Below are 21,895 nucleotides of genomic sequence, written 5' to 3'. Positions count from 1 at the left end.
CGGAAAGTCAGCGCCCTCAGCCTTCTCGCCATTCGCTCAACGTCTTGCCCTCGGCGTCCTCAAAGGCGACCCGGTCGAGCTGAACGGCGCCGATGCAGATCGGCCTTTGATCCGCATTCACGGCGCGGCAGCGAATGGCGCGACCGTCCGCGAACGCGGTCATTCGTCCCTCAAGCACCAGGCGATAGCCTTGTACGGACGGCGTCAAAGGCTGATCGCCTTCGGCGCGCAGCGTCGCCTCATAAGCCCGGCCGTTGCGCCGCACGGTCCTGGACCCGCCTTCTTTGAAAACAGCCGCCAAGCCCATGGTCTGGGCCGGCGATGGGGCTTCAGGCGAGGCGCCTCCCTGGACCGCCGGACAGGTATCGACGCGCAGCCAGGGGCGGGCCAACCAGAAACCCTCGGCCGCTTCCCAAGTTTCAGCGTCACCCGCGATCAACGCCGATTGGGACCAGTCGCCGGGCGTCAACGTCAGTTTCGCGCTCTCTCGATTTTCGCTCCATGTCACGGTCGCCAAACCGGCTTGCGACGGTCCATTCACGGCGGGACCACCACAGCCGAAGGCCTGGCGCACGACGAAGCGTCGGCCGGCCAGAGACGCGCCTGCGACCTCCTGCCCGGCGGCGAATGCAGAGGCGGCGATGTCCATGGCCTGAAGCAGGCTTGCGCGGTCCAGGATTGGCGCGGGCGCCACGGTCACGACCGGAGTCTGCGCCGGCTCCGCAACAGGCGCGCTTGCTGCGGTCGGCTCACGCTGGCAGGCGCTTAGAAAAATGACGGACGCCGCAAGCGCGACGACCGATGAACGAGGCGGCACAATCGGTTCGAGCATGGAACCACCCTAGCACGTGAACCGCTGACAGGGAGCCAATCTCACGAAATTGGTTGACGCGAGAGACGGGGGACGGTCTGCACGGCATCATGACTTTCGATCAGATCGCGGCGCTCGCCGTTCTTGTCGGCGTTGTCGGCGTCCTCATTCATGGCAAGGTTCGAGCCGATGTCGTCGCCCTGACCGGTGCGGCGGTGCTGCTGTTGCTGGGTGTCGTTCGGCCCGTCGAGGTCCAGGGCGCCTTCGCCAGCCCCGCAGTCATTGCTCTCGCCGGCCTATTCGTGATCGCCTACGCCATCGAGCTGTCGGGCCTGCTTGGCTGGTTGATCCGCCAAGCCACGCAGCTGGCCTCGAGGATCGGCGCTAGGGGCATCTGGATCGTCATCGGCCTTTGCGGATCGGTGGGCGGCTTTTTGAACAACACGCCGGTGGTGGTGCTGGCTGCGCCGGTGATCCGCGACGTGGCGCAGTCGCTTCGGCTGTCGCCCAAACGGTTCCTTATGCCATTGAGCCATGTCACCGTCATGGGCGGGCTGCTGACCCTCATCGGCACCTCGACCAACCTCCTGGTCAACGACATGGCGCGCAATGCGGGACAACCCGTCTTTGGCCTTTTCGAGATAACCCCCGTTGGCTTGGCGATCGCCGTCGTCGGCGGCCTGTGGCTGTATTTCGTCGGCGCGCGCCAGCTTGGTCGGTCCGTCGCCATGGACGAGGCGGAAGCCGCACGACTGGCGGAGATGGAGGAGGCGCGGCAGCGCGCCGAAGCCGAAGCAATTTCAAAACGCCGGCGACGCCTGCCATTCGGCCTTCCCCGTCTTGGCGGATCCCGCAATCAGGCCGATGGCTCCGGCGACGCGCATCTGGGCGACATTGATCTGTACAGCGCGGCGGACCGGCCATTCCGACTTCGCCCGGCGATGATCGCCTTGGGCATCTTCGTTCTGGTGATCATCTCGGCTGCGCTCGGCTGGGCGCCCATCGCCGCCTCCGCCTTCGCCGGCGCTGTCGCCTTGATCCTGCTTCGGGTCATTACGCCCGAAGAAGCCTACGCCGGACTGAGGCCCGAAATCCTGCTGCTGATCGCGGGAATGGTGGTTGTCGGCACGGCGATCGAGGTGACCGGTCTGGCCTCCGCCGGCGCCGACCGTCTGATCGGGTTCATCCGTCCGCTCGGCCCGCTCGGGGCGTTGATCGTGCTGTACGGCGTGACCCTGTTCGCCACCGAACTGCTATCCAATGCGACCGTCGCGGTCCTGATCACGCCCATCGCCGTGGCCTTGGCCGAAAGCCTGGGCGTCGATCCCCGCCCCTTCCTGGTCTGCGTGATGATGGCCGCCTCGGCGGCCTTCGCCACGCCCTTCGGCTATCAGACCAATGTGCTGGTCTTCAACATGGGCGGCTACAGCTACATGGACTTCGTGCGCGTCGGCCTGCCTTTGAACCTGATCACCTGGGTGGCCGCCATGGTGGCCATCCCGATCTTCTTCCCGTTCTGACCTCCCGTGATGGTTGGCAGTCGATCCGCTGCTCGTTACCAACCTTGTGGGGCAAGGCGAGGGGAAGCGCATGGGTATGGGAGCGGTCTTAAGGACGCTGATTTTCGGCAAGGAAGCCGATCGCAAACGACGGTCGGCCAAGGCGGCGCGCATTCGCGCCCTCCCCGACCGGCGCGTGATGGCCGAAAGCTACGTCCCCGCCCTGGCCGCAGAGGGCGGCTGCATACTGTGGGTCGGATGTCGCGAATATACGCTGGACGATTACGCCGCGCTGGAAGCCGGCGGAGGAGAAGTCTGGACGACCGATATTGACGCCGCAGCCGAGCGCTGGGGCCGAAGCGGCCGGCATCGCACCGGCGACGTCTGTGAGGCGGACGGGATTTTCTCCGACCTGAGCTTCGACGCTGTCGTCTGCAACGGCGTGCTGGGCTACGGCGTCGACAGTTCCGAGCAGCAGCAAAGGGCGCTGAAGGCGTTGGCCGCCATCCTTCGACCCGGGGGACGGCTGCTGCTTGGCTGGAACACAGACAAGATCAGCGACCCTGTCGCGGCCGGCTTCACCGAAGCGCACTTCGATCCGGCGCCGCTGGGCGACCGATCCTCACGCGTCCGGTTTGACACCGTGACCCACGTCTACGACAGCTTCGTTCGCAAGGCCTGAGCGGCCGGCTCAGGCGCCGGACTGCGTCCCATGCCGCATTTGGCGCAAAGGCTGGCGAGCGCTCGACGGCGACCGGCCCGAGGATGACCGATCCGCCAAGGTCTCGCGAAGGGCGTCCAGTTCGGCGGCGCGGGCGGCGGGGGCATGCACACGTTCGACGAACGCCTGGCCGGCGCGCGCCAAAGCCAGCCGTTCCGCCGGATTTTCGACGAGGTGGTTCAGCGCCGCCGTGAGCGGCTCCGCGTTTTCGACATCGACGTAGATGGCGTGCTCGCCGCTTGCTTCGCGCAAACCCCCGCGTCCGGACGAAATCAGGGCCGCCCCCGCCGCATGCGCCTCCAGCGCCGCCAGCCCCATCGCCTCACGAACGCGAGACGGTGTGACCGCAATGGCCGCGCGACGCGTCACGGCCCGGACCTCGTCCAGAGACGCGGATTTGTAGATTTCGACACGGTCGCCGAACCGATCCAGCGCGCCGATCAGCGGCGCGGCCCAGTCCCTATGCTTCTCCCAGTCGCCCAGCATCAGGGCGCCGCGCCAGTCGGGATGACGATCAAGCGTCTCGGCCAGGGCGACGCAGAACAGGTCCAGACCCTTGTCGCGCATGGCGCGGCCGGAAAACAGGATCAAGTTCTCGCGCGTGTCCGGCGAGGCGCGCCAGGCCTCGATCGCGATCGGGTTGCAGACCGAAGCGACGCGGTCCACCAGACGCGGATAGTCTTCCGCAAACTCCCGCCCCGCCGCTTGGCTGACGAACACAAGCCGGTCGAAGCGCGCCAGGCGACGACCATAGCGGAAGGCCTCGATGACGTTCTTGGCCGGCTTGATGCGCGTGTGGCGGTAAAGGACGTGGACGGCGGCGGGGAATTGGCGCGCCAGTTCTGACGCCATCTTCAGCTGCTGATGATATTCGACGATGTCCGGCGATACCGCGCGCAGAATGGACGCCACCGCCGCATTGCGCGCCTTGCGTCCCAGGCCGGCCGGCACGGTCTGGATGTTGAGGCCCGGCTGCGGGGGAGCGCCGTCGTCGCAAATCAGCGTGACCGAACGCTTCAGCCGGCTGTGCGCCGCCAGGGTGCGAACCACCGTCTCCATCGAATTGTCCTTGCCAGGACAGAAGCTGCACCCACGGGGCAGAACGACGGCGATACGCATGGTCAACCTTGCTTGCGGACGGAGACGGTCGAAAAGATTTCAGGATGAACGGCGGCGCCGGTGGCGCGGCGACCGCGCGGCCCGTTCAGGCCCAGCAGACGTCGCGCCTTGAAGCCGGCCTTCAGCCAAGGCTCGGCCGCCGACCGGCGGATGCCCTTCACATCGATGAAGGTGACGTCGCCGTGACCCGACAGGGTGTGAAAGCCGTCGCCATACCCGTCCAGCAGATGGCCCGGCTCGACCCGCTTCACGACCGTCGCCGAAAACGCCTCCGGCGTCAGGGCGTCGATCCGCAACAGATTGATCGCCGCCCCGTAGGTCTGGGCGCAGTCCTGAACCGGCAGATGAAGCGCGCCGCCGCAGACGAAAGCCGAACCGCCCGGTCGGGACGTCTCGAATCCGCGCATGACAGGATTGCCGACATGCGACGTCCAGGGACCGGTCAATGCATCCGCGCTGGCGATGTGCAACTCACGCATCGCGCGGTCGTCCGGTCCCGACAAGGCATGGAACATCCACCACCGGCCGTCGTGCTTGACCACCGTCGCATCGATCGCAGCCGTCTGGCCGATCCGGGCCACCGCCTCCCAGCGATCCGGGAAACGCACGCAGCGATAGAGGATCAGGCCGCCGCTCTTGTAGCCCTCCGGCAGCATGTAGAGTTCGCCGCCGTCCTCGATCAGCGTCGGATAGGACAGGTGCCAGGGCTCGGACAGGGCCACGCCCTGCCCCACCAGTCGGTCGTCGGCGTCATACTGGCGATAGTGAATCTCGCCTCGACGCACATGATAGTCGAACGCCTCTACGAAGACGGTCAGCACGCCGTCGCGCATGATCCCGAACGGGTCCGCGACATAGGCATGCGGGCCGCAGTCCGGCAGCCACACGACCTCCTCGGCCCGGGGAGCTTGGTCAATGAAGCTGCTTAAGGGACGGCGGATGAAGCCCGAGCGCCAGAGATCGAACACGACGACGCCCTAGCTGGCCGAGAAGACCGGAACCGTGGAGTCGTCGTGTCCAACCAGCCTGCGCATCTTGATCCTGCTCGTCGCCGTTGCACGGCGCCTTCATGGTCAAGACGGCGCCGGGCGACCCTTGCCTCACGAAAATCGTCACGGCATTGAGGAGGCGAGCCCGGGATTGGCGCACGAGAGGACTTCATCTGCTTGACCGCGCCGTCCGCGCATCCCCTGATCGCCGCCTACCTCGAGCAGCGCGAGGATCTGGCCCGGTTCTGTCGCGCTCGGCTGGGCGGTGCATCGAGCGACATCGATGATGTGTTGCAGGACATCTATCTCAAGGTGGCCGCGCTTGATCCGTCGATCCAGCCGGACAATCCCCGCGCCTTTCTGTTTCGCCTGACCTCCAATCTGTTGATGGACCGTTGGCGTTCCGGTCAGCGCGCAGTCCACCGCGACAGCGAGTGGAGGCGGCTCAACCATGAGGTCGGCGCTAGCGAGGATCTGGAAGGCGCTCCATCCGCCGAGGCGGTCGTCGCCGGTCGTGAAAGACTGGCCTGTCTCGTCGCCGCCCTGGAAACCCTGCCACCCAAGACGCAGACGGTGTTTCGGCTGCACAAGTTCGAGGGCGTGAGCTACGCCGACGTCGCAGCCCAACTCGGCATTTCCCGCAGTTCCGTCGAGAAGCAAATGATGGACGCCCTGCGCGTCCTGGCTCGCAAGGTTCAACCCTGATGCACACAGTTTTCGCGCACTTGGAGACTCTGTCTGAAGGTGGCGGCTTGGCGGCGGCGTCTTGTCATCAGGAGGCAGGTCGCTGGGCGGCCGGCCAGGCCGGGATCGGATGAGCGCACAGACCGACATCGAGGAAGAGGCGCGGCATTGGTTCGTCACCCTGCGTGACGACGATGCGCCCGAATCCGCCTGGCTCGATTTCCAGGACTGGCTCGAGGCCTCGTCGGCGCATGTCGCCGCCTATGACGCCATCGAGAGGCTGTGGGTCGATCTGGACGCCGCCGCGCCGCGGCCCGTGATCGCGCCCGTCGTGAACCTGGCCGAGGCTAGAGTTCGCCGCACGAAGGGCCGCACGTCCTGGCTCGCGGCTGGACTTGGCGTCGCCGCCAGCGTCGCGCTGGCGGTCGGTCTGTCGTTCTGGCTCGTGCCTGACGGGCGAACCTATGCGACGACCGACGCGCCGCTCACCGTCGCGCTGGAGGACGGATCGCACGTCTATCTGAACCGCCACTCGTCGCTGGGCGTCCGTTTCGAACGCGGCAGGCGGTCGGTCGCCCTGACAAAGGGCGAGGCCGCTTTCGATATCGTCCACGAACCGTCTCGTCCCTTCGTCGTCGCCGCAGGCGATCAGTCGCGGAGAGGAAGAGAAGATCGGCCTCCGGCGTCGCCTTCAGGAAGCCGAGGACTGCGAACATTCCGTCTAGGGCGCGTCGCAGTGATCCGGCGGCAGGACTGAGCATGTGGCATTCGTCGAAGACCAGCAGACCGACGTCATAGAAGGCCGCGTCGCCCAGACTGAGCCTCGCCAAGCACATCTCGGGCATCATGACCTCGATCCGGGCCGGGGAAGCAAGGCTCAGCAACAGAAGGTCAAAATCCGTCGTGACAGATCCATCGATGATCTCGTCTGGGAAGGCTTCCGCCTATCGGTAGCCGACACGCTGACTGTCAGGCACGGACCGTTTTTAACGGTTAAAAAGGCCTGCACAGCCGAAATCAAGCGCAAACCCCTTGGCGGGTAAGATGGTGGGTGACCTGCGCAACCAGGAAAAAAGTTTTGCAAAAACAACGCACATGGCGGACAGAGAGGGATTCGAACCCTCGGTAGGCTTTCACCTACACACGCTTTCCAAGCGTGCGCGATCGACCACTCCGCCACCTGTCCGTTTCACGCTGCGTCTTGCGCGCCGCCGGAGGTCGATCCGGCGGGAGGCGGGCCTGATAGAACACACTTGCCCCCTCGGCAAGCGCCTCTCGCATCCCCATATGGACTTCAACGCCATTTTCCGATGAGAGAGCCGCAAATGCTGTTCAAGAAGACCGCCGAAATGCCCACGCCCGAGACCGCCTTGCCCGGCCGCGCCGAGCCGCTGGACACCGATGTGAACCACTATGTCAGCGGCCATCCGCTGAAGGGGCCCTATCCCGACGGTTTCCAGACCGCCACCTTCGGCATGGGCTGTTTCTGGGGTGTGGAGCGCATCTTCTGGCAGTTGCCGGGGGTATGGGTGACGTCGGCCGGCTATTCCGGCGGGATCACGCCCAACCCGACCTATGAGGAGACCTGCACCGGCCGGACGGGTCATACCGAGGTGGTCAAGGTCGTGTTCGACCCGAGCGTCATCACCTACGCCGAACTGCTGAAGACTTTCTGGGAGAACCACGACCCGACCCAGGGCATGCGCCAGGGCAACGACATCGGCACCACCTATCGCTCGGCCATCTACACGCTGAACGCCGAGCAGCAGGCCGAAGCCGAGGCGTCGCGCGACGCCTATCAGGCCGCCCTGACCCAGGCCGGGCGCGGGACGATCACCACCGAGATCGAGCCGGCGAGCGACTATTTCTACGCCGAGGGCTATCACCAGGGCTATCTGGCCAAGAACCCGGCCGGATACTGCGGCATCGGCGGGACCGGCGTGGTTTGCCCCATCGGGGTCGGCGTCGACGCCTGACCCAAGCGACGGCCGCCGGGTTTCAACCGGCGGCCAGTCGGACTATGGATCGGCGAAAATGGGAGCGCTCATGTCCGCCTTCGTCCATCCTGACGAGATCCGCAGCCGGTTTTCGGCCGCCCTGTCCGCCATGTACCGGGCCGAGGTGCCGCAATACGGCGACCTGCTGACGCTGGTGGCGGACATCAATGCGCAGACGTTGAAGGCGGATGCCGGCGGCGCGGACCGGCTGGCGGCGTCCGGCGAACTGGCGCGTCTTTCGGAGGAGCGCCACGGCGCTATCCGCGTCGGCACGGCAGACGAACTGGCCACGATCGCGCGCGCCTTTGCGGTCATGGGGATGGAGCCGGTCAGCTATTACAACCTGGCCCCCGCCGGGGTGCCGGTGCATTCGACCGCCTTCCGCCCTGTCGATCCGGCAGCCCTGGCGCGCAATCCGTTCCGGGTCTTCACCTCGCTGCTGCGGCTGGAGTTGATCGAGGACGACGCCTTGCGCGCGGAGGCGGCCGAGACGCTGGCCCGCCGCGACATCTTCACCCCCGGCGCGCGTGAGTTGATCGAGACGGCGGAGACCGCCGGCGGTCTGGACGAGGCTCAGGCCGATCGTTTCGTCTCCGAACTGTTGGAGACTTTCCGCTGGCACGCCCAGGCGACCGTCAGCGCCCAGACCTACGAACGGCTGGTCGCCGCCCACCGTCTGATCGCCGATGTGGTCAGCTTCAAGGGGCCGCACATCAACCACCTGACGCCACGCACGCTGGATATCGACGCGGCCCAGGCGGCCATGCCCGCACGCGGCATTTCGCCTAAAGAAACCATCGAGGGTCCGCCCGCCCGCGCCTGTCCGATCCTGCTGCGCCAGACCAGCTTCAAGGCGTTGCAGGAGGCAATCACCTTCCCCGGCGCCGACGGCCCCACGGCGGGCGCCCACACCGCCCGCTTTGGCGAGATCGAACAGCGTGGCTGCGCCCTGACCCCCTCCGGTCGCGCCCTGTATGACGAGGCCCTGGCGAAGAAGGACTTCTCCGCCCTGCCCGACGACTGGGACGCGCTGCGCCGCGCAGACCTCGCCTGGTTCCGTTATCGCGCGACGCCTGAGGGGCTCGCCGCCCGCGCCGAGACCGCCGATCTAGACGCCTTGATCGCCTCGGGCCACGTCGTCGCCGAGCCCATCACCTACGAAGACTTCCTGCCTGTCAGCGCCGCCGGCATCTTCCAGTCCAACCTGGGGTCGGAGGCCCGCGAAACCGCCTATGCCGTCGATCCCGCCAAGGCCGATTTCGAACAGGCGCTGGGTCGCCTGGTCCAGGATGAGATGGCCCTGTACCGCGCCGAACAGGACGCCTCGATCGCAACGACGCTGAAGGCCTTGGGCCTGACGGGGATGGTCTAGTCCGTTCAACCGGATGCGGGGCTGGCGGCGCCCCGCGTCCATCCGGCGTCTTGCCTGATGCGCAGACGCGGATCATAGACGCGGCCGTGAACCCGCCCGTTTCCCCGACCCAGCGCCGTTACGATCTCGACTGGATCCGGGTCGGCGCCTTCGGCCTGCTGATCCTGTATCATGTGGGCCTGGTTTACGGGGTCTATGACTGGCACATCCACAGCGCCCACACCTTCGAGTGGATGCGTGAGGCGATTCTGGTCACCAATCCCTGGCGGCTGACCCTGCTGTTTCTGGTGTCGGGCGCCGCCCTGCGGTTCATGACCTTCCGGCGCACCCCGCGCGAGGTCGCCCGCGCCCGGTTCGAGCGGCTGGTCCCGCCCCTGATCTTCGGCGCCCTGGTTCTGGTGCCGATCCAATCCTGGATCGAGTCGATGGACAAGGGCGGCTGGCCCGGCGGCGTCGCCGGCTTCGTCGCCTGGCTGGGTCATGAGTTCGGCTGGAGCGGTCTCGCCGACGGCGTGCCGGTCAACCATCTTTGGTTCATCGTCTATATCGCCGTTTACAGCCTGATCGCCGTCGTCCTGTGGCGTCAGCCCGGCCTGATCGAGCGCTTGGGCAATGGGCTGGAAAAGGCGCTGACAGGCCCGCGCCTGCTGATCCTGCCGATCCTCTATCTGTTCGCCATCCGGTGGCTGCTCTTTCCCTGGTTCGGCCTGACCAACACCCTGCACAACGACTGGTACAACCACGCCCTGTCGCTGGTCGCCTTCCTGTTCGGCTTCAGCATCGTGGGGCGCGAAAGCCTGTGGCGCACGATGGAGCGGTATCGCTGGATCGCCCTGGCCCTGGCGGCCGTCGCCCTGCCGATCATGATGGTCCAGGTCTGGCATCCCGGCGCGCGCGCCTTCTGGGGCGTGCCCAAGGCCGCCGTTTACGGCGTCGACCAATGGGCGGTGATCGTCGCCATCCTGGGCTTCGGCTATCGCCATCTGCGCGACCGGGGCGGCCCTGCACTCAACTATCTGACGCAGGCGACCTTTCCCCTCTATCTGGCGCACCAGACGGTGCTGGTCGCGGCCGTCTGGATCATCCGCCCGGCGAACCTGCCGGCGCCGGTCGAACTGCTGTCCCTGATCGCCATCACCTTCGTCGGCAGCCTGGCGATCTATGAGGTCGTGCGGCGCATCCCGGCCATTCGCCCGCTGTGGGGGCTGAAGCCGCTGGACGGCCGGCCCTGGCCGCTGGACCTCCAGGCCCTGCTGAAGCCGCAGCTTCGCTATCACCGCCGTCGTCGGCTGCTGGGCGTGGGCGTCGCAGCCCCGCTTCTGGCCCTGACGGTGGTCGCCGTGGCCATCCTGGCCTACCCCGGCTTCAACAATGCCACTCAGTATCTGAGCGAATTGGGCGGGGCGACGGCCAAGGCGCCGATCATCTTCAACGGCGGGGTCTTCGTCGCCGGCGTCATGGCCGGGCTGGCGGGGATCGGCTTCGGCCTGGCCATCTACGCCCTGACCGGCGCGCGGGTCGCGGCCTGGGTCATCGCCATCGTCTTCATCCTGGCCGGCGGCGGCATGTCGGCCTCGACCCTGTGGCCCTGGCCCGATCCGCGCCACATGGTCATCAACCTGGCCCTCGGCATTCAGCTGGCGCCGATGCTGCTGCTGTGGGGGCTGGCCAAACGTCGGGACCTGCCGCGCCTGAAGCTCTTCCTCGTCGTCACCTTCGTCGTCATGGCGATCCTGACGGTCCTGACCAAGCACCTCGTCTTCCCGGGCACGGTCAACGACGCCAACGTCGGCTGGTGGGAGCGTCTCTACGCCATCGTCCTGGTCTGCTGGGTGGGGGTTGCAGCCTGGGTGCTGGACCGTAAACTGCTGTCGGTCGCCACGGAGTCGCCGCACGGTCGCCCGGCTGCCGCCCCGTTCGACGTTCCGGCCTGACTTCACCCCCATATTTTTTGGTTTCATCAACATTGCGTGATTGAAAATCGCGCGAATGTGATCGATTATGCAGGTCGTGTTGCAGTGCAGCACTCCGCGTCGTCCCCAGCCCTCGGGAGGACATCCGGTTCACTCGAGGGCGTCCAGAGCGGCATGAACAAGCTGGCGATCCGGCCTGTCGAACAGGCTGAAATCGAGACGACGATCCACGGCGCGCAAACGCCGAGCTGGTCGTGGCTGCCCGACGAGGCGCCGCTGGCCATGCCGGTCCAGTCCCTGTCTGCGCCCGACGCCGTCGCCGACGTGACGCCCGCGACCTCGCCGCGCACGGTGGCGACGCGCCGCCTGGCCCTGCTGGCCGGCACCATCGTCCTGACCGGACTGTCGGCCATCACCCCCTTCTACCTCTATGCCCGCAAGGGTTGGGACGGCACCGAGATCCTGGCCTTCAGCCTGTTCATGGTCCTGATCACCGCCATCTCCTGCTGGTTCGTCAGCGGCCTGATGGGCCTGTTCGTCATGCTGCGCGGCAAGGATCAGGCGGACCTCGCCTTCTCGCCGCATCCGCCGATGCCGCGCACCCGCACGGCCCTGCTGATGCCGCTGTACAACGAGGACGCCCGCTCGTCCTTCGCGCGCCTGTCCCAGATCGATTCCTGCCTGGCGCGTCTGGGCGCCTCGTCGGCCTTCGACATCTTCGTGCTCAGCGACTCGACCAAGGAAGACGCCGCCGCCGCCGAGCGTTCGGTCTTCCAAGCGTTCCGCATGGCCGCCAACTCCAAGGCCTTCTACCGTCGCCGCACCGACAACGCCGAGCGCAAGGCCGGCAACCTGGCCGAATGGGTCCGTCGTTTCGGCGGCGCCTATGAGAACATGATCGTCCTGGACGCCGACAGCACCATGGCCGGCGAAACCCTGCTGCGCATGGTCGACGCCATGGAGCGCAATCCCGGCGTCGGCCTGATCCAGACCGCCCCGGTCATCATCAAGGCCCGCACCATCTTCGCGCGCGTGTCGCAGTATTCGGTGCGCCTGTACGGCCGCGTCGCCGCTGCCGGCCTGGCCTACTGGACCGGTTCGGAATCCAGCTACTGGGGCCACAACGCCATCATCCGCACGCGCGCCTTCGCCGCCTGCTGCGGCCTGCCACACCTGAAGGGGCGCAAGCCCTTCGGCGGTCACATCATGAGCCATGACGTGGTTGAGGCCGCCCTGATGCGCCGCGCCGGCTGGGCCGTCCACGTCACCGCCTCGCTGGACGGATCGTGGGAAGAGACCCCGCCGTCGATCACCGACTTCATCCGCCGCGACCACCGCTGGTTCCAGGGCAACCTCCAGCACCTGGGCCTGATCACGGCCAAGGGCCTGTCGCCGATGAGCCGCCTGCAGCTGCTGATGGGCTGCATGGCCTATCTGTCGTCGCCCCTGTGGCTGGCGTCGCTGATGGTCGGCCTGTTTATCCAGATGTTCTATCCGGTCGACTGGACCAGCTTCTTCTACATCCTGAACCCCCAGTTCACGCCCTTCATGCTGGCCTCCTTCCTGTCCGGCGTGCTGCTGATCGGGCCCAAGTTCATGGGCGCCGCCCTGGTCCTCAGCCGCCCGGCCGAGCTGCGCGCCTTCGGCGGCCGTCGCGCCATCGCCAAGGGCATGGCGGCCGAGATCGCCCTGTCCGCCATCCTGGCCCCCATCCTGATGGTCGCCAACACCAAGGCCTTCATCCAGATCGTCTCGGGCCACGACACTGGCTGGTCGACCCAGCAGCGCGAGGCCGACGGCCTGGCCTGGTCGGACGCCTTCCGCGCCATGCGCTGGCAGATGATCGCCGGCGTGGGCTTCCTGATCCCGCTGGCCGTCCGTCCCGACCTGGCCACCTGGTTCGCCCCGATCGTTCTGCCGCTGCTGCTGGCCGCCCCGATCACCGTCTGGACCTCGCGCGTCCGCTCGGGCGACAAGCTGGCGGCCAAGGGCTATCTGGTCACCCCGGTTCAGGACGGCGCCAGCGTCTCGCCGGCCGTTCTGCACACGCCGCGCTCGCCGCTACGTGCGGTCGCCGGCGGCGTTCTGGCCCCCGTCGCCGCCCCGGCGATGGTCCCGGCCCGCGCGCCGGAACTCTGATCGATCCAGAACCGATGCGTGGCGGCCACAGCGCCGCCACAACCGTTACGGTCAAGCTCGACGGCTGAAGGGTTCGCGTTCACTCTTGGATTTCAGCCACCTGCTGCGGACTGATTCCATGACCAAGAAGACCAGCGCCGACACCAAGCCCGACCTGCGGATCGTCGAATCCGAGTCCGCCGTCTATGACCTGATGCGCGCGCCCGAAACCACGGCCGACCGCGTCAAACGCCTCCAGCTCGAAGCCCACGCCCTGGCGCTGGAAGAGATCGAGGCGCTGGAACGGCTCCTGCTCGAGGCCGCCGCCAAGGCCAAGGCCATCGCGGACGGCGGCGACGCCTATCCGGTGGGCGCGCGCGAGATCGCCTCGCGCCTCGCCGCCGATCTGCCGACCAAGGCCGAGACCATCAAGACCATCGTCCACCGCGTCGGCTGAAAAACCGAAGCTGGGCCGTCGGAACGACCCTCGCACCCGTCCGCTTTCCTGAAGACCCCATCTTCAGGAGACGACATCCATGGACGACCGGACTAACGCGCGCGCCGAAGACATCGCCGATCAGGAACGCGCCATCCAGCGCGACATCGACGCCAAGGACAAGACGGCCGGCGATGACAAACCGTCCGGCGCGATGCAGGCCGGCGCCCGCCCCTATCCCGAACCGCCCTTCCCCAAACAACATCAGACCAAGCCGGGCGACGAGGCGGCGCTGGATCCCGCGCCCCTCTATGATGCACCCTTCTGGAAGGGGTCAGGCAAGCTGGACGGGTTCGCCGCCCTGATCACCGGCGCGGATTCCGGCATCGGCCGCTCTGTCGCCGTCCTGTTCGCGCGCGAGGGCTGCGACGTGGTCATCTGCCATCTGGACGAGGACGCCGACGCCGAAACCACCAAGACCGCCGTCGAGGCCGAGGGGCGCCGCGCCGTCGTGCTGAAAGGCGACGTGTCCGATCCCGCCTTCGCCGAGATGGCGGTCAAGGCCACGCTCGACGCCTTCGGCCGCCTGGATGTCCTGGTCCCGAACGCCGCCTTCCAGGAACACGTCCCCGCCTTCGAGGACCTGACCTACGAGCATTTCGATCGCACGCTGAAGACCAACCTCTACGGCTATTTCAACATGACCAAGGCGGCGGTCCCGCACATGAAGGCCGGCGGCGCCATCGTCATGACCGGCTCGGTCACGGGTCTGATGGGCAACAAGGATCTGCTGGACTATTCCCTGACCAAGGGCGGCATCCACGCCTATGCGCGCTCGCTGGGCACGCATCTGGCGCCGCGCGGCATTCGCGTGAACGTCGTCGCGCCCGGCCCGGTCTGGACCCCGCTGAACCCCGCCGACAAGGATGCCGAGGCGACCTCGAAGTTCGGCGCCGACACGGTGATGAAACGCCCGGCCCAACCCGAGGAAATCGCGCCCGCCTACGTCTTCTTGGCCTCGCCCCAGATGTCCAGCTTCATCACCGGCGAAATCCTGCCGATCATCGGCGGCTACGCCGGCGGCTAGGGACGCCAACTTCCTCGTCCAACGCCGTCACCCTAGGCCTTATGCCTACGGTCCATACTCCCGGTTCATCCGGTAACGCGCCACGCCAAACACCGTGAGTATAGATCCTCGCCACGAGGGCGAGAATGACGGCGTTAATGGAAGGTCAGGCCAAGACGTCGTCGTAATCGGGATGCCGCTTGTGCCAGGCGACGGCGTAGCTGCAACGCGGAAACAGCTTCAGCCCCGTCTGGCGCGCATGATCGGCCAGCGACTGCATGAACCGCCCCGCCGCGCCCGATCCGCGCAGCGATGGCTCGGCCTCGACATGCAGGATGATCCGGGCATCGCCCTTCACGGCATAGTCGGCCCAGACCAGGCCCGCGCCCTTGTCGTCGTCGAACGCCTGTTCGAACCGGTTGTCGCCTTCGACGTCCTTGAACTGTCCCATCGGGTTCTCCTTTGACGGATCAACCGCCAAGGCCGTCGGGACGTTCCGTCATGTTCAAATCGGCCCTTAGATCGGCTTGTCGTTCAGCAGATTCAGCAGGCCGATCACGCTCTTGACCGTGAACCAGACGCTCAGAAGGAACCAGGCCAGCAGGAACAGCAGCAGGAACGGAATGCCGATCAGCACCACCGACGCCAGGGCGCTGACGAAGATCCCGACCCAGGCCGCGATGGTCCACCAGAAGACCGACCAGAACAGCCGGATCTGCGCCTCGATATGCTGGCGCGCCACACCCGTCGCCGTCCCGCGCGTGACATAGGACACCACCAGCCCGATCAGAACCAGCACATTGGCGCTGGGGATCGACATGATGAACAGAGCCCAGGCGATCAGCGCCCCGACCTTGCCCTCGGACGGCTGCCCGGCGATGAAATTGGGTTCGTTCGTCATCGTCGGTCCTTCAGAACAACAGGCTGCGGGGGTGAGGAACGGCCTGTCCGCTCTTCAGTTTCAGCACCCCGAACGCGCCGCGCGCCAGAACCCAGATCGCCAGGGCGAACAGCACCAGCACGCCGATGTTGACCACGATCAGAAGGGCACCGACGACCGCCGCCCCGACCGCACCGACGATGGTGCGCTGCTGATAGACGGCATGGCTGTGCTCCAGCGGATCCGTCGACCCATCGCGCCGCATCACCGCAAGCAGGGCCACCAGGCACGACACGCCCAGCGTCGGCACCGCCAACAGGATCAGCACATAGATCGCATACAGCCGCATCGGCACGACCGGTCCTTCGCGGCGCGGCGCGGCCTCGGCCGTCAGACGCTGGCGCACCGCGCGCACGGCCGGCGCCGGCTCGGCCTCGACAGGCGTCGGCTCGGACCGGGGCGGAAACGGGGCCGTCGGCCGGGTCGTCGGGCCAGACCGGTCGAAAGGCCCTGGCCCCGGCGCCAATTCGGGCGGGTCGAACAGGTCCGGTTCGCGCTCGTCTGTGGGAAACGGCTCCGGCTGGCGCTCGCGCGCACGGCCCGCCAGCGACGCGGGCGAGACGAAGCCGACCTCGGCGTCATGATCGTGGTCGTGATCGCGGGGCGCTGTTGGGTCTTTCGGATCGCCGGGTTCGGCCATGAACAACGCTTCTGTCACGCCGGACGCCCGGCTGGAATCTGGCGACAACAATGGCGGTCGGCGCGGCGCGAAGCAACCGCCCTTACCGCCCCAGCACGATCTCGCAGCCCGGCGCCGCCACCGCCGCCAAGGCGCCCGGCTTTTCGATCCGCACCGTGGCGCGCTGCACCCGGCCGTCCTCCAGGCATGCCCGCGCCAGCCGTTCGGCGAAGGTCTCGACCAGCCCCACATGTCCCTCGGCGGCGATGGCGCGCGCGGCGTCGGCCACGGTTTCATAGTTGATGGTGTCGCCCAGCCGCTCGATGGGGCGTGGCTCCAGCTCCAGCGTCACATCGATCACCAGCCGCTGCAGCCGCCCTTGCTCATGGTCATAGACCCCGATCCCGGCCTCGACCTCCAGCCCGCGCACGAACACGCTCAGCCGCTCGAAACGCAGCCGATCGTCCGCCGGAACAGGCGTCGCCAGAGGAGAGGAAACCACGCGCTACTCCTGAATGTCGGGGGTGCGCCAGGCCAGATGCTGGCCCCCGTCGACGGCGATCATCTGGCCCGTGACCATCCGGGCGTCAATCAGCCACAGCACCGCCTCAGCCACCGCCTCGGGGCTGCCGGGCGTTTCCAGCAGGGTGGCGCGCGCCTCGGCGGCGAACTCTTCGGGCGTCTGGTGGATAGACGGCAGGGTCGGCCCCGGCCCCACCCCATTGACCCGTATGCCGGGCGCCAACGCCTGGGCCAGGGTCTGCGTCGCCCACCACAGGCCGTTCCGCGACAGGCTGTAGGAGAAGAAGCGCGGATCCGGCTTCAGCACCTTTTGGTCCAGCAGATTGACGACGGCGCCCTCGACAGCCTGGGCGGCCAACGCCTCGGCCAGCACGATCGGCGCCCTCAGATTGGTGTCGAGATGCAGGTCCCAGCTGTCGCGCGTCAGCGCGCCGATCCGGTCGTCCTCGAACACCGAGGCGTTGTTGACCAGCACGCTGACCGGCCCCAGCGCCTCGACCGCCGCGGGGATCAGCGCCCGCACCCTGGCCTCGTCCGTCAGGTCCGCCTGCAACAGGCACGCGCGTCGTCCCAGGCCCCCGATCTCGTCGGCCAGGGTCCGGGCATCGTCGCCCGACGCATGATGATGGATCGCCACGTCGAACCCGGCCTGGGCCAGCTTCAGACAGATGGCCCGCCCGATCCGCCGCGCGCCGCCCGTGACCAGGGCGACGCCCCGCTCAGAGCGAGCAGCCGCCTCAGTCAACCCGACCGAACTCGAACACGTTGAACGCCGCCAAAACGGCGATGAAGCCGAAGATGATGCCGAGAGCCAGCATGGAATGCTCCTGTTGTCTGCCTTCGATTAGAGCGGACCGGGGCGGGGTTCAAGCGGGGAAGCATTCGGAGACTGGATGGCAAAAACTGACATTAGGCGGTGGATCAAACCGTCCCTTTAAGCGGGTCTGCTTTGCGAACCGGATTTCATGGTGTTTGGTGGCGAAAAGAGGTGACCCATGGTTGCGCGCTCGGAAACCGAGATCTTTGAGAGCCTTCGCGAACTTTGTGGGTCGCCTGGGTTCGTGCACGCGATTGCCTACTTCAGCTTCCGAGACAATCTAATCCGGTATGGCAAAACACTGGACCGTGAAGCCATGGAAAGCCAGCACGCCCCAGAGCGTCTGGTACGCACCGAGATAGCGACATTAAACGGGCTCCTCATTCAACACCCTGTCGATGAAGTCGTGCCCGAGCCGGAAATGCTTCAGGCTTACATCGATCGCGCCCAAGCGCTTCTTCAGGAGCTGCATCATGCTCTGATGGAGCCGTGGAAAGACGCCTTTACTATTAAGGAGGGAGTTCTCACCTCCACAAGCGATAGTTGGGCAGGCGCACACCTTCGAGAGCCCATCTTTTACTCAGGTGAGTCCGCTTACGGTTTTCAGTATCGCGCCTTGGCCATAGAACGATATCGCGGTGACAACGCTTGGCTGTTGGCCAAGAAGGGCTTCGAGATTGAGGACGCCGTGGCTGTGGCGGAAATGGCGTCGATATTACTGTCCGAGCGTCAGGTCTCGCTCATGAAGTCGATGCGGCGTATCAAAGGCAATGAATTGACGATGCTTTCAGGATTTCTCCTGACCGCGCAGGAACTGAATGCTCGTCTTGGAATCTCTCTAGATCGGATACAGGCTGTTCTTGACGCTTTCACCCTTACAGACGGTGAAATGAACCCAACTTTCATCGGCCTGAATGATTTCAATGTAGCGAACGCCATGCCGTTAATTCGATGGTCAGGCGGTCGTTATCTTCTACTTCAGCACTACAGCCTGCTGGAGTCGATATACGAGAGCCCCACCTTCTGGATGATGAAGGACAAGGATTATTTGCCCACGGCCATCAAACGGCGCGGCGCTTTTACAGAAAGTTTTGTAGCAACGTGTCTTGAAAGGGTTTTCACGCCCCAGCGGGTATTTCGGAATATCGACATCTACCGACCCAATGGAAACCGTCTGGGGGAGATCGATGTGCTCGTTGTCTTCGGACGCCATGCTATTCTAGTTCAAGCGAAGTCCAAACGCCTTACGATAGAGGCGCGCAAGGGCAACGACTTGCAGATCAAGGAGGACTTCAAGAAAGCGGTGCAGGATGCGGCGGACCAAGGGTTCGAGTGCGCTGAAGCTCTTCTTGATTCCTCCTTCAAGCTCAAAACCGCCGAGGGCGAAACGATTGAGCTGCCTCGCGACTTCGAAGTGATTCAGCCCTTTTGTGTCGTCTCGGATCATTACCCGTCACTCGCCATCCAAGTGCGAGAGTTTCTTAACGCCCGTTCCAGCGACCGCATCGCGGAACCCGTCGTCGTTGATGTGTTCGCGCTTGACGTCTTGGCGGAGATGCTTTCCACGCCGCTCCACTTCTTGCATTATCTGACGCTCAGGACCCGGTTCGGCCACAAGGTCTCCGCAGGGCATGAGTTGACATTGCTCGGCTATCATCTCGCACGAAATTTTTGGTTCGATGGCGAAAACACCCTCGTGATGCTGACAGACGATATTGCCATGCATCTGGACATCGCGATGCTCGTGCGGCGCGAGGGGCTGCCCGGTAAAAGGACCCCTGATGGTATCCTGACGCGATTAAAGAACACCACTTTTGGCGGATTGATTGATCAGATCGAAGAGAGCGATGACGCCGAGGCGATCGATATCGGCTTGGAGCTCCTACAGCTTGGGGAGGAGACTGCCCGCGCTTTGACGGCGGGGATAGACAAGATGGCAGCGGCGGCGCGGGCCGATCGTCGGCCCCACGACTTGTCCTTGGCTTTGGGCGAGAGCGACAGCGGCCTAACAATCCATTGCCGCTATGGGCAGGACCAAGACGCAGTGGGCCGGCTGATCAACCACTGCAATGTTCGCAAGTATCATGCTCGCGCAGACAGCTGGTATGGCGTAATCCTCGATCCAGACACCAAGAAGATCGTCATCTCTGTGGGATCACGCACTCCGTGGGTCTTCGACCCGGACATGGCGCAGGCACTCATCAAAAGACCGCCGCCGCCACCGACACCTTGGAGCGCGATCAATTCAGTTGGCGCCGCACGCGTGGGCCGAAACGCAATATGTCCTTGCGGAAGCGGCAAAAAGTTCAAGAAATGCTGTCTGACAAACTGAACAGAGCTAAACAACAGCGCCAGAGCGGTTTTCAGGGCTTTGAACTAGAAAATCCATGACCTGGCGCATCCACGTCGAACCCTTCACCCGTCCCCTCTTCTTCGCCTGGTCACGCCTGACGCGCGGCAAGACGCTGGGCGTGCGGGCGGTGGCGGTGGATGCGGACGGGCGGGTGCTAATGGTCCGGCACACCTATCTGGCCGGCTGGTGGTTGCCGGGCGGCGGGGTGGATCGGGGCGAGACGACCCAGGCCGCCGTGGTGCGCGAACTGCACGAAGAGGCCGGGCTGATCGCGCGGGCGGCGCCGCGCCTGGTGTCGATCCATTCCAACGAGCGCTTCTTTCCCGGCGATCACGTCGCCGTCTTCCGCATCGACGCCTTCGATGTGGGCGAGCGCACCAGCCACGGCGAGATCGCCGAGATCGGCTGGTTCTCGCCCTCCGCCCTGCCCGACGACGTGAACCGGGGCTGTCGCGCGCGTCTGGACGAAATCTTCGACGGCGCCCCGGTCGATCCGGACTGGTGAGACGGAAACCGCCCTTCGCTCCGTTGAAGAACGGTCAAGCCTGTTCGAAAGGATCGCACCATGCCTCTCTCGCGTCGCCTGGCCCTTATCGGCCTGGCCGTCAGCGCCACCCTCCCCGCCCACGCCCTCGCCCAAACCCGCAGCGATCGTCGACAGCGTCGCATGGCGCCCTCCGGCCCGGTTGTCGCACCCGCCCATACCTTCACCTTCGGTCCCGACCCGCTTCAGGCCTACGATCTCTATGCGGACAGAGGGACGGGACCGATCCTGATGTTCGTGCACGGCGGCGGCTGGTCACGGGGCGAACGGACCAATGTCGCCGCCCTGCCTGACTATGCCCAGCGCCACGGCTTGACTCTGGCCTCGACCAGCTATCGGCTGGCTCCCGCCGTCAGCGCGCGCGAGTCGGCCCTGGATGTCACCGCCGCTGTCGCCGATCTGAAGCGCCGCCTGCCCGGACGGCCGATCTATCTGCTGGGGCATTCGGCCGGGGCCCATCTGGCCGCGCTGGTCGGAATCGATCCCGAATACCTCGGCGCAATTGGGGCGAAGCCCTCGGATCTGGCGGGGGTGATCCTGCTGGACGGGGCCGGCTATGACGCCACAGCCGCGCGCGGGACCGGCCCGGTCGACCATTGGCTGGGCCGGACCTACGATCAGGCCTTCGGCGATCAGGCCGCCGCCTTGTCGCCTACTCTGCTTATCCGCCCCGGCGTGACCTATCCGCCCTTCCTCATCTTCCACGTCGCCCGCCGCCAAGATTCGACAGCCCAGAGCCGCGGCCTGGCTGAGGCCCTGATCCAGGTCGGGGGACGCGCCGAGGTCATCGCCGCCCCGGACGACAGCCACATGACCATCAAGCGCGACTTCGGCGTCGCCGGCGATCCGGAAGGGGAACGCGCCGCCCGCTTCATCCGGGGGTAACAATCGGCGAGCGCCATGCTAGCCAAGGGCCATGAACCCGTCCCTGCTCGCCATCCTCGTCGTCATCCTGGCCGGCGGCGCCACCGCGCTTCAGGCCCCGACCAACGCCAAGCTGGCGACCGCCGTGGCCTCTCCGGTCAACGCCGCCTTCATCTCCTTTGCGGTCGGGACCACGGCGCTGGGGATATTGGCGGCGATCCTGCACACCCGGCCGGACATGGCGGCGACGCGGGCCCTGCCCTGGTACGCCTGGCTGGGCGGGGCCTACGGCGCCTGTTTCGTGGTCGCGGCCGCCTGGGGCGTGCCGCGCCTGGGCGTGGCCATGACCATCACCCTGATGGTCGGGGGCCAGCTGCTGCTCAGCCTGGCGCTGGATCATTTCGGGGCGCTGGGCGTGCCGCGCCAGCCGTTGAACATCGGTCGCGTCGCCGGGGTGGGGCTTGTTCTGGCCGGCGTCCTTCTGGTCCGGCGCTCTTGACCCTATATCGGG

Annotated in this window: 23 protein-coding genes and 1 tRNA gene; 15 read left to right on the top strand and 9 right to left on the bottom strand. The window is 66.0% G+C overall.

Translation table 11 applies throughout. The features are described 5' to 3' along the window. Window positions 1-16: 16 nt before the first annotated feature. Complete coding sequence (locus DT343_RS01535) at window positions 17-832, bottom strand: hypothetical protein (protein ID WP_112861491.1); 816 nt, start codon at window positions 830-832, stop codon at window positions 17-19. Window positions 833-921: 89 nt separating this feature from the next. Between DT343_RS01535 and DT343_RS01530 the strand changes: the two genes are divergently transcribed. Together DT343_RS01530 and DT343_RS01525 are read left to right on the top strand one after the other, a co-directional pair. Further along, window positions 922-2,331, top strand: coding sequence for an SLC13 family permease (locus DT343_RS01530; protein WP_112862531.1), 1,410 nt, complete (start codon window positions 922-924; stop codon window positions 2,329-2,331). Window positions 2,332-2,401: 70 nt separating this feature from the next. Beyond that, a complete protein-coding gene (locus DT343_RS01525) occupies window positions 2,402-2,992 on the top strand; it encodes a class I SAM-dependent methyltransferase (RefSeq protein WP_112861490.1) in 591 nt (196 codons plus the stop codon). A 9-nt stretch (window positions 2,993-3,001) separates the two neighbouring features. On the opposite strand, the gene DT343_RS01520 is transcribed toward DT343_RS01525, so the two are convergent. Together DT343_RS01520 and DT343_RS01515 are read right to left on the bottom strand one after the other, a co-directional pair. Continuing rightward, a complete protein-coding gene (locus DT343_RS01520; RefSeq protein WP_112861489.1) occupies window positions 3,002-4,150 on the bottom strand; it encodes a glycosyltransferase family 4 protein in 1,149 nt (382 codons plus the stop codon). A 2-nt stretch (window positions 4,151-4,152) separates the two neighbouring features. Then, a complete protein-coding gene (locus DT343_RS01515) occupies window positions 4,153-5,118 on the bottom strand; it encodes a glucosamine inositolphosphorylceramide transferase family protein (RefSeq protein ID WP_112861488.1) in 966 nt (321 codons plus the stop codon). 198 nt (window positions 5,119-5,316) lie between these two features. Between DT343_RS01515 and DT343_RS01510 the strand changes: the two genes are divergently transcribed. From DT343_RS01510 to DT343_RS01500, 3 genes are all read left to right on the top strand, one after another. Beyond that, window positions 5,317-5,844 carry an RNA polymerase sigma factor gene (locus tag DT343_RS01510; protein WP_258522471.1) on the top strand — a complete coding sequence of 176 codons (528 nt, stop codon included), beginning with the start codon at window positions 5,317-5,319 and terminating at the stop codon, window positions 5,842-5,844. A gap of 109 nt (window positions 5,845-5,953) precedes the next feature. Further along, window positions 5,954-6,580 (top strand): FecR family protein, encoded by a 627-nt coding sequence (locus DT343_RS01505; RefSeq protein ID WP_112861487.1) that lies wholly within the window; start codon window positions 5,954-5,956, stop codon window positions 6,578-6,580. Between the two features lie 4 nt (window positions 6,581-6,584). Then, window positions 6,585-6,866: a hypothetical protein gene (locus DT343_RS01500; RefSeq protein WP_112861486.1), complete on the top strand. Its 282-nt coding sequence runs from the start codon at window positions 6,585-6,587 to the stop codon at window positions 6,864-6,866. A gap of 53 nt (window positions 6,867-6,919) precedes the next feature. Here the strand turns inward: DT343_RS01500 and DT343_RS01495 are convergent. Next, window positions 6,920-7,009 (bottom strand) — tRNA-Ser (locus tag DT343_RS01495). 139 nt (window positions 7,010-7,148) lie between these two features. On the opposite strand from DT343_RS01495, the gene msrA reads away from it, so the two are divergent. From msrA to DT343_RS01465, 6 genes are all read left to right on the top strand, one after another. Then, a complete protein-coding gene (gene msrA, locus DT343_RS01490; RefSeq protein WP_112861485.1) occupies window positions 7,149-7,799 on the top strand; it encodes a peptide-methionine (S)-S-oxide reductase MsrA in 651 nt (216 codons plus the stop codon). A 70-nt stretch (window positions 7,800-7,869) separates the two neighbouring features. Next, complete coding sequence (gene hglS / locus DT343_RS01485; protein WP_112861484.1) at window positions 7,870-9,192, top strand: 2-oxoadipate dioxygenase/decarboxylase HglS; 1,323 nt, start codon at window positions 7,870-7,872, stop codon at window positions 9,190-9,192. An 86-nt stretch (window positions 9,193-9,278) separates the two neighbouring features. Next, the gene (locus tag DT343_RS01480; RefSeq protein WP_258522470.1) at window positions 9,279-11,126 is read left to right on the top strand and encodes an acyltransferase family protein; all 1,848 of its coding nucleotides are present in this window, start codon (window positions 9,279-9,281) and stop codon (window positions 11,124-11,126) included. Window positions 11,127-11,279: 153 nt separating this feature from the next. Next, window positions 11,280-13,244: a glucans biosynthesis glucosyltransferase MdoH gene (mdoH, locus tag DT343_RS01475; RefSeq protein ID WP_112861482.1), complete on the top strand. Its 1,965-nt coding sequence runs from the start codon at window positions 11,280-11,282 to the stop codon at window positions 13,242-13,244. Window positions 13,245-13,362: 118 nt separating this feature from the next. After that, window positions 13,363-13,680: a hypothetical protein gene (locus DT343_RS01470; protein ID WP_026108401.1), complete on the top strand. Its 318-nt coding sequence runs from the start codon at window positions 13,363-13,365 to the stop codon at window positions 13,678-13,680. A 79-nt stretch (window positions 13,681-13,759) separates the two neighbouring features. Beyond that, on the top strand, window positions 13,760-14,746 hold the full coding sequence (locus DT343_RS01465) for an SDR family oxidoreductase (protein ID WP_112861481.1): 987 nt from the start codon (window positions 13,760-13,762) through the stop codon (window positions 14,744-14,746). Window positions 14,747-14,891: 145 nt separating this feature from the next. Here DT343_RS01465 and DT343_RS01460 read toward each other — a convergent pair whose 3' ends face one another. The 5 genes from DT343_RS01460 to DT343_RS01440 form a co-directional block, all read right to left on the bottom strand. Beyond that, complete coding sequence (locus DT343_RS01460; RefSeq protein WP_052689639.1) at window positions 14,892-15,176, bottom strand: GNAT family N-acetyltransferase; 285 nt, start codon at window positions 15,174-15,176, stop codon at window positions 14,892-14,894. A 66-nt stretch (window positions 15,177-15,242) separates the two neighbouring features. Next, window positions 15,243-15,626 (bottom strand): hypothetical protein, encoded by a 384-nt coding sequence (locus DT343_RS01455; RefSeq protein ID WP_112861480.1) that lies wholly within the window; start codon window positions 15,624-15,626, stop codon window positions 15,243-15,245. A 10-nt stretch (window positions 15,627-15,636) separates the two neighbouring features. Further along, on the bottom strand, window positions 15,637-16,305 hold the full coding sequence (locus DT343_RS01450) for a hypothetical protein (RefSeq protein ID WP_220116424.1): 669 nt from the start codon (window positions 16,303-16,305) through the stop codon (window positions 15,637-15,639). 82 nt (window positions 16,306-16,387) lie between these two features. Further along, window positions 16,388-16,786 (bottom strand): dihydroneopterin aldolase, encoded by a 399-nt coding sequence (gene folB, locus DT343_RS01445; RefSeq protein ID WP_181669098.1) that lies wholly within the window; start codon window positions 16,784-16,786, stop codon window positions 16,388-16,390. A 3-nt stretch (window positions 16,787-16,789) separates the two neighbouring features. Continuing rightward, complete coding sequence (locus DT343_RS01440) at window positions 16,790-17,551, bottom strand: SDR family oxidoreductase (protein WP_112861478.1); 762 nt, start codon at window positions 17,549-17,551, stop codon at window positions 16,790-16,792. Window positions 17,552-17,801: 250 nt separating this feature from the next. Here DT343_RS01440 and DT343_RS01435 point away from each other — a divergent pair, with 250 nt between their 5' ends. The 4 genes from DT343_RS01435 to DT343_RS01420 are packed head-to-tail and all read left to right on the top strand — an operon-like array spanning window position 17,802 to window position 21,883. Continuing rightward, a complete protein-coding gene (locus tag DT343_RS01435) occupies window positions 17,802-19,955 on the top strand; it encodes a nuclease-related domain-containing protein (RefSeq protein ID WP_112862528.1) in 2,154 nt (717 codons plus the stop codon). A 55-nt stretch (window positions 19,956-20,010) separates the two neighbouring features. Beyond that, on the top strand, window positions 20,011-20,481 hold the full coding sequence (locus tag DT343_RS01430) for an NUDIX domain-containing protein (protein ID WP_112861477.1): 471 nt from the start codon (window positions 20,011-20,013) through the stop codon (window positions 20,479-20,481). Window positions 20,482-20,541: 60 nt separating this feature from the next. Beyond that, window positions 20,542-21,405 (top strand): alpha/beta hydrolase, encoded by an 864-nt coding sequence (locus tag DT343_RS01425; RefSeq protein ID WP_112861476.1) that lies wholly within the window; start codon window positions 20,542-20,544, stop codon window positions 21,403-21,405. Between the two features lie 31 nt (window positions 21,406-21,436). Beyond that, complete coding sequence (locus DT343_RS01420) at window positions 21,437-21,883, top strand: DMT family transporter (protein ID WP_112861475.1); 447 nt, start codon at window positions 21,437-21,439, stop codon at window positions 21,881-21,883. Window positions 21,884-21,895: the final 12 nt, after the last annotated feature.

The sequence above is a fragment of the Brevundimonas vesicularis genome (genome assembly GCF_900445985.1).
Taxonomy (GTDB): domain Bacteria; phylum Pseudomonadota; class Alphaproteobacteria; order Caulobacterales; family Caulobacteraceae; genus Brevundimonas; species Brevundimonas vesicularis_D.
Note: the sequence above shows the minus strand (reverse complement) of the source record. Positions and strands in the feature narration are given on the sequence as shown.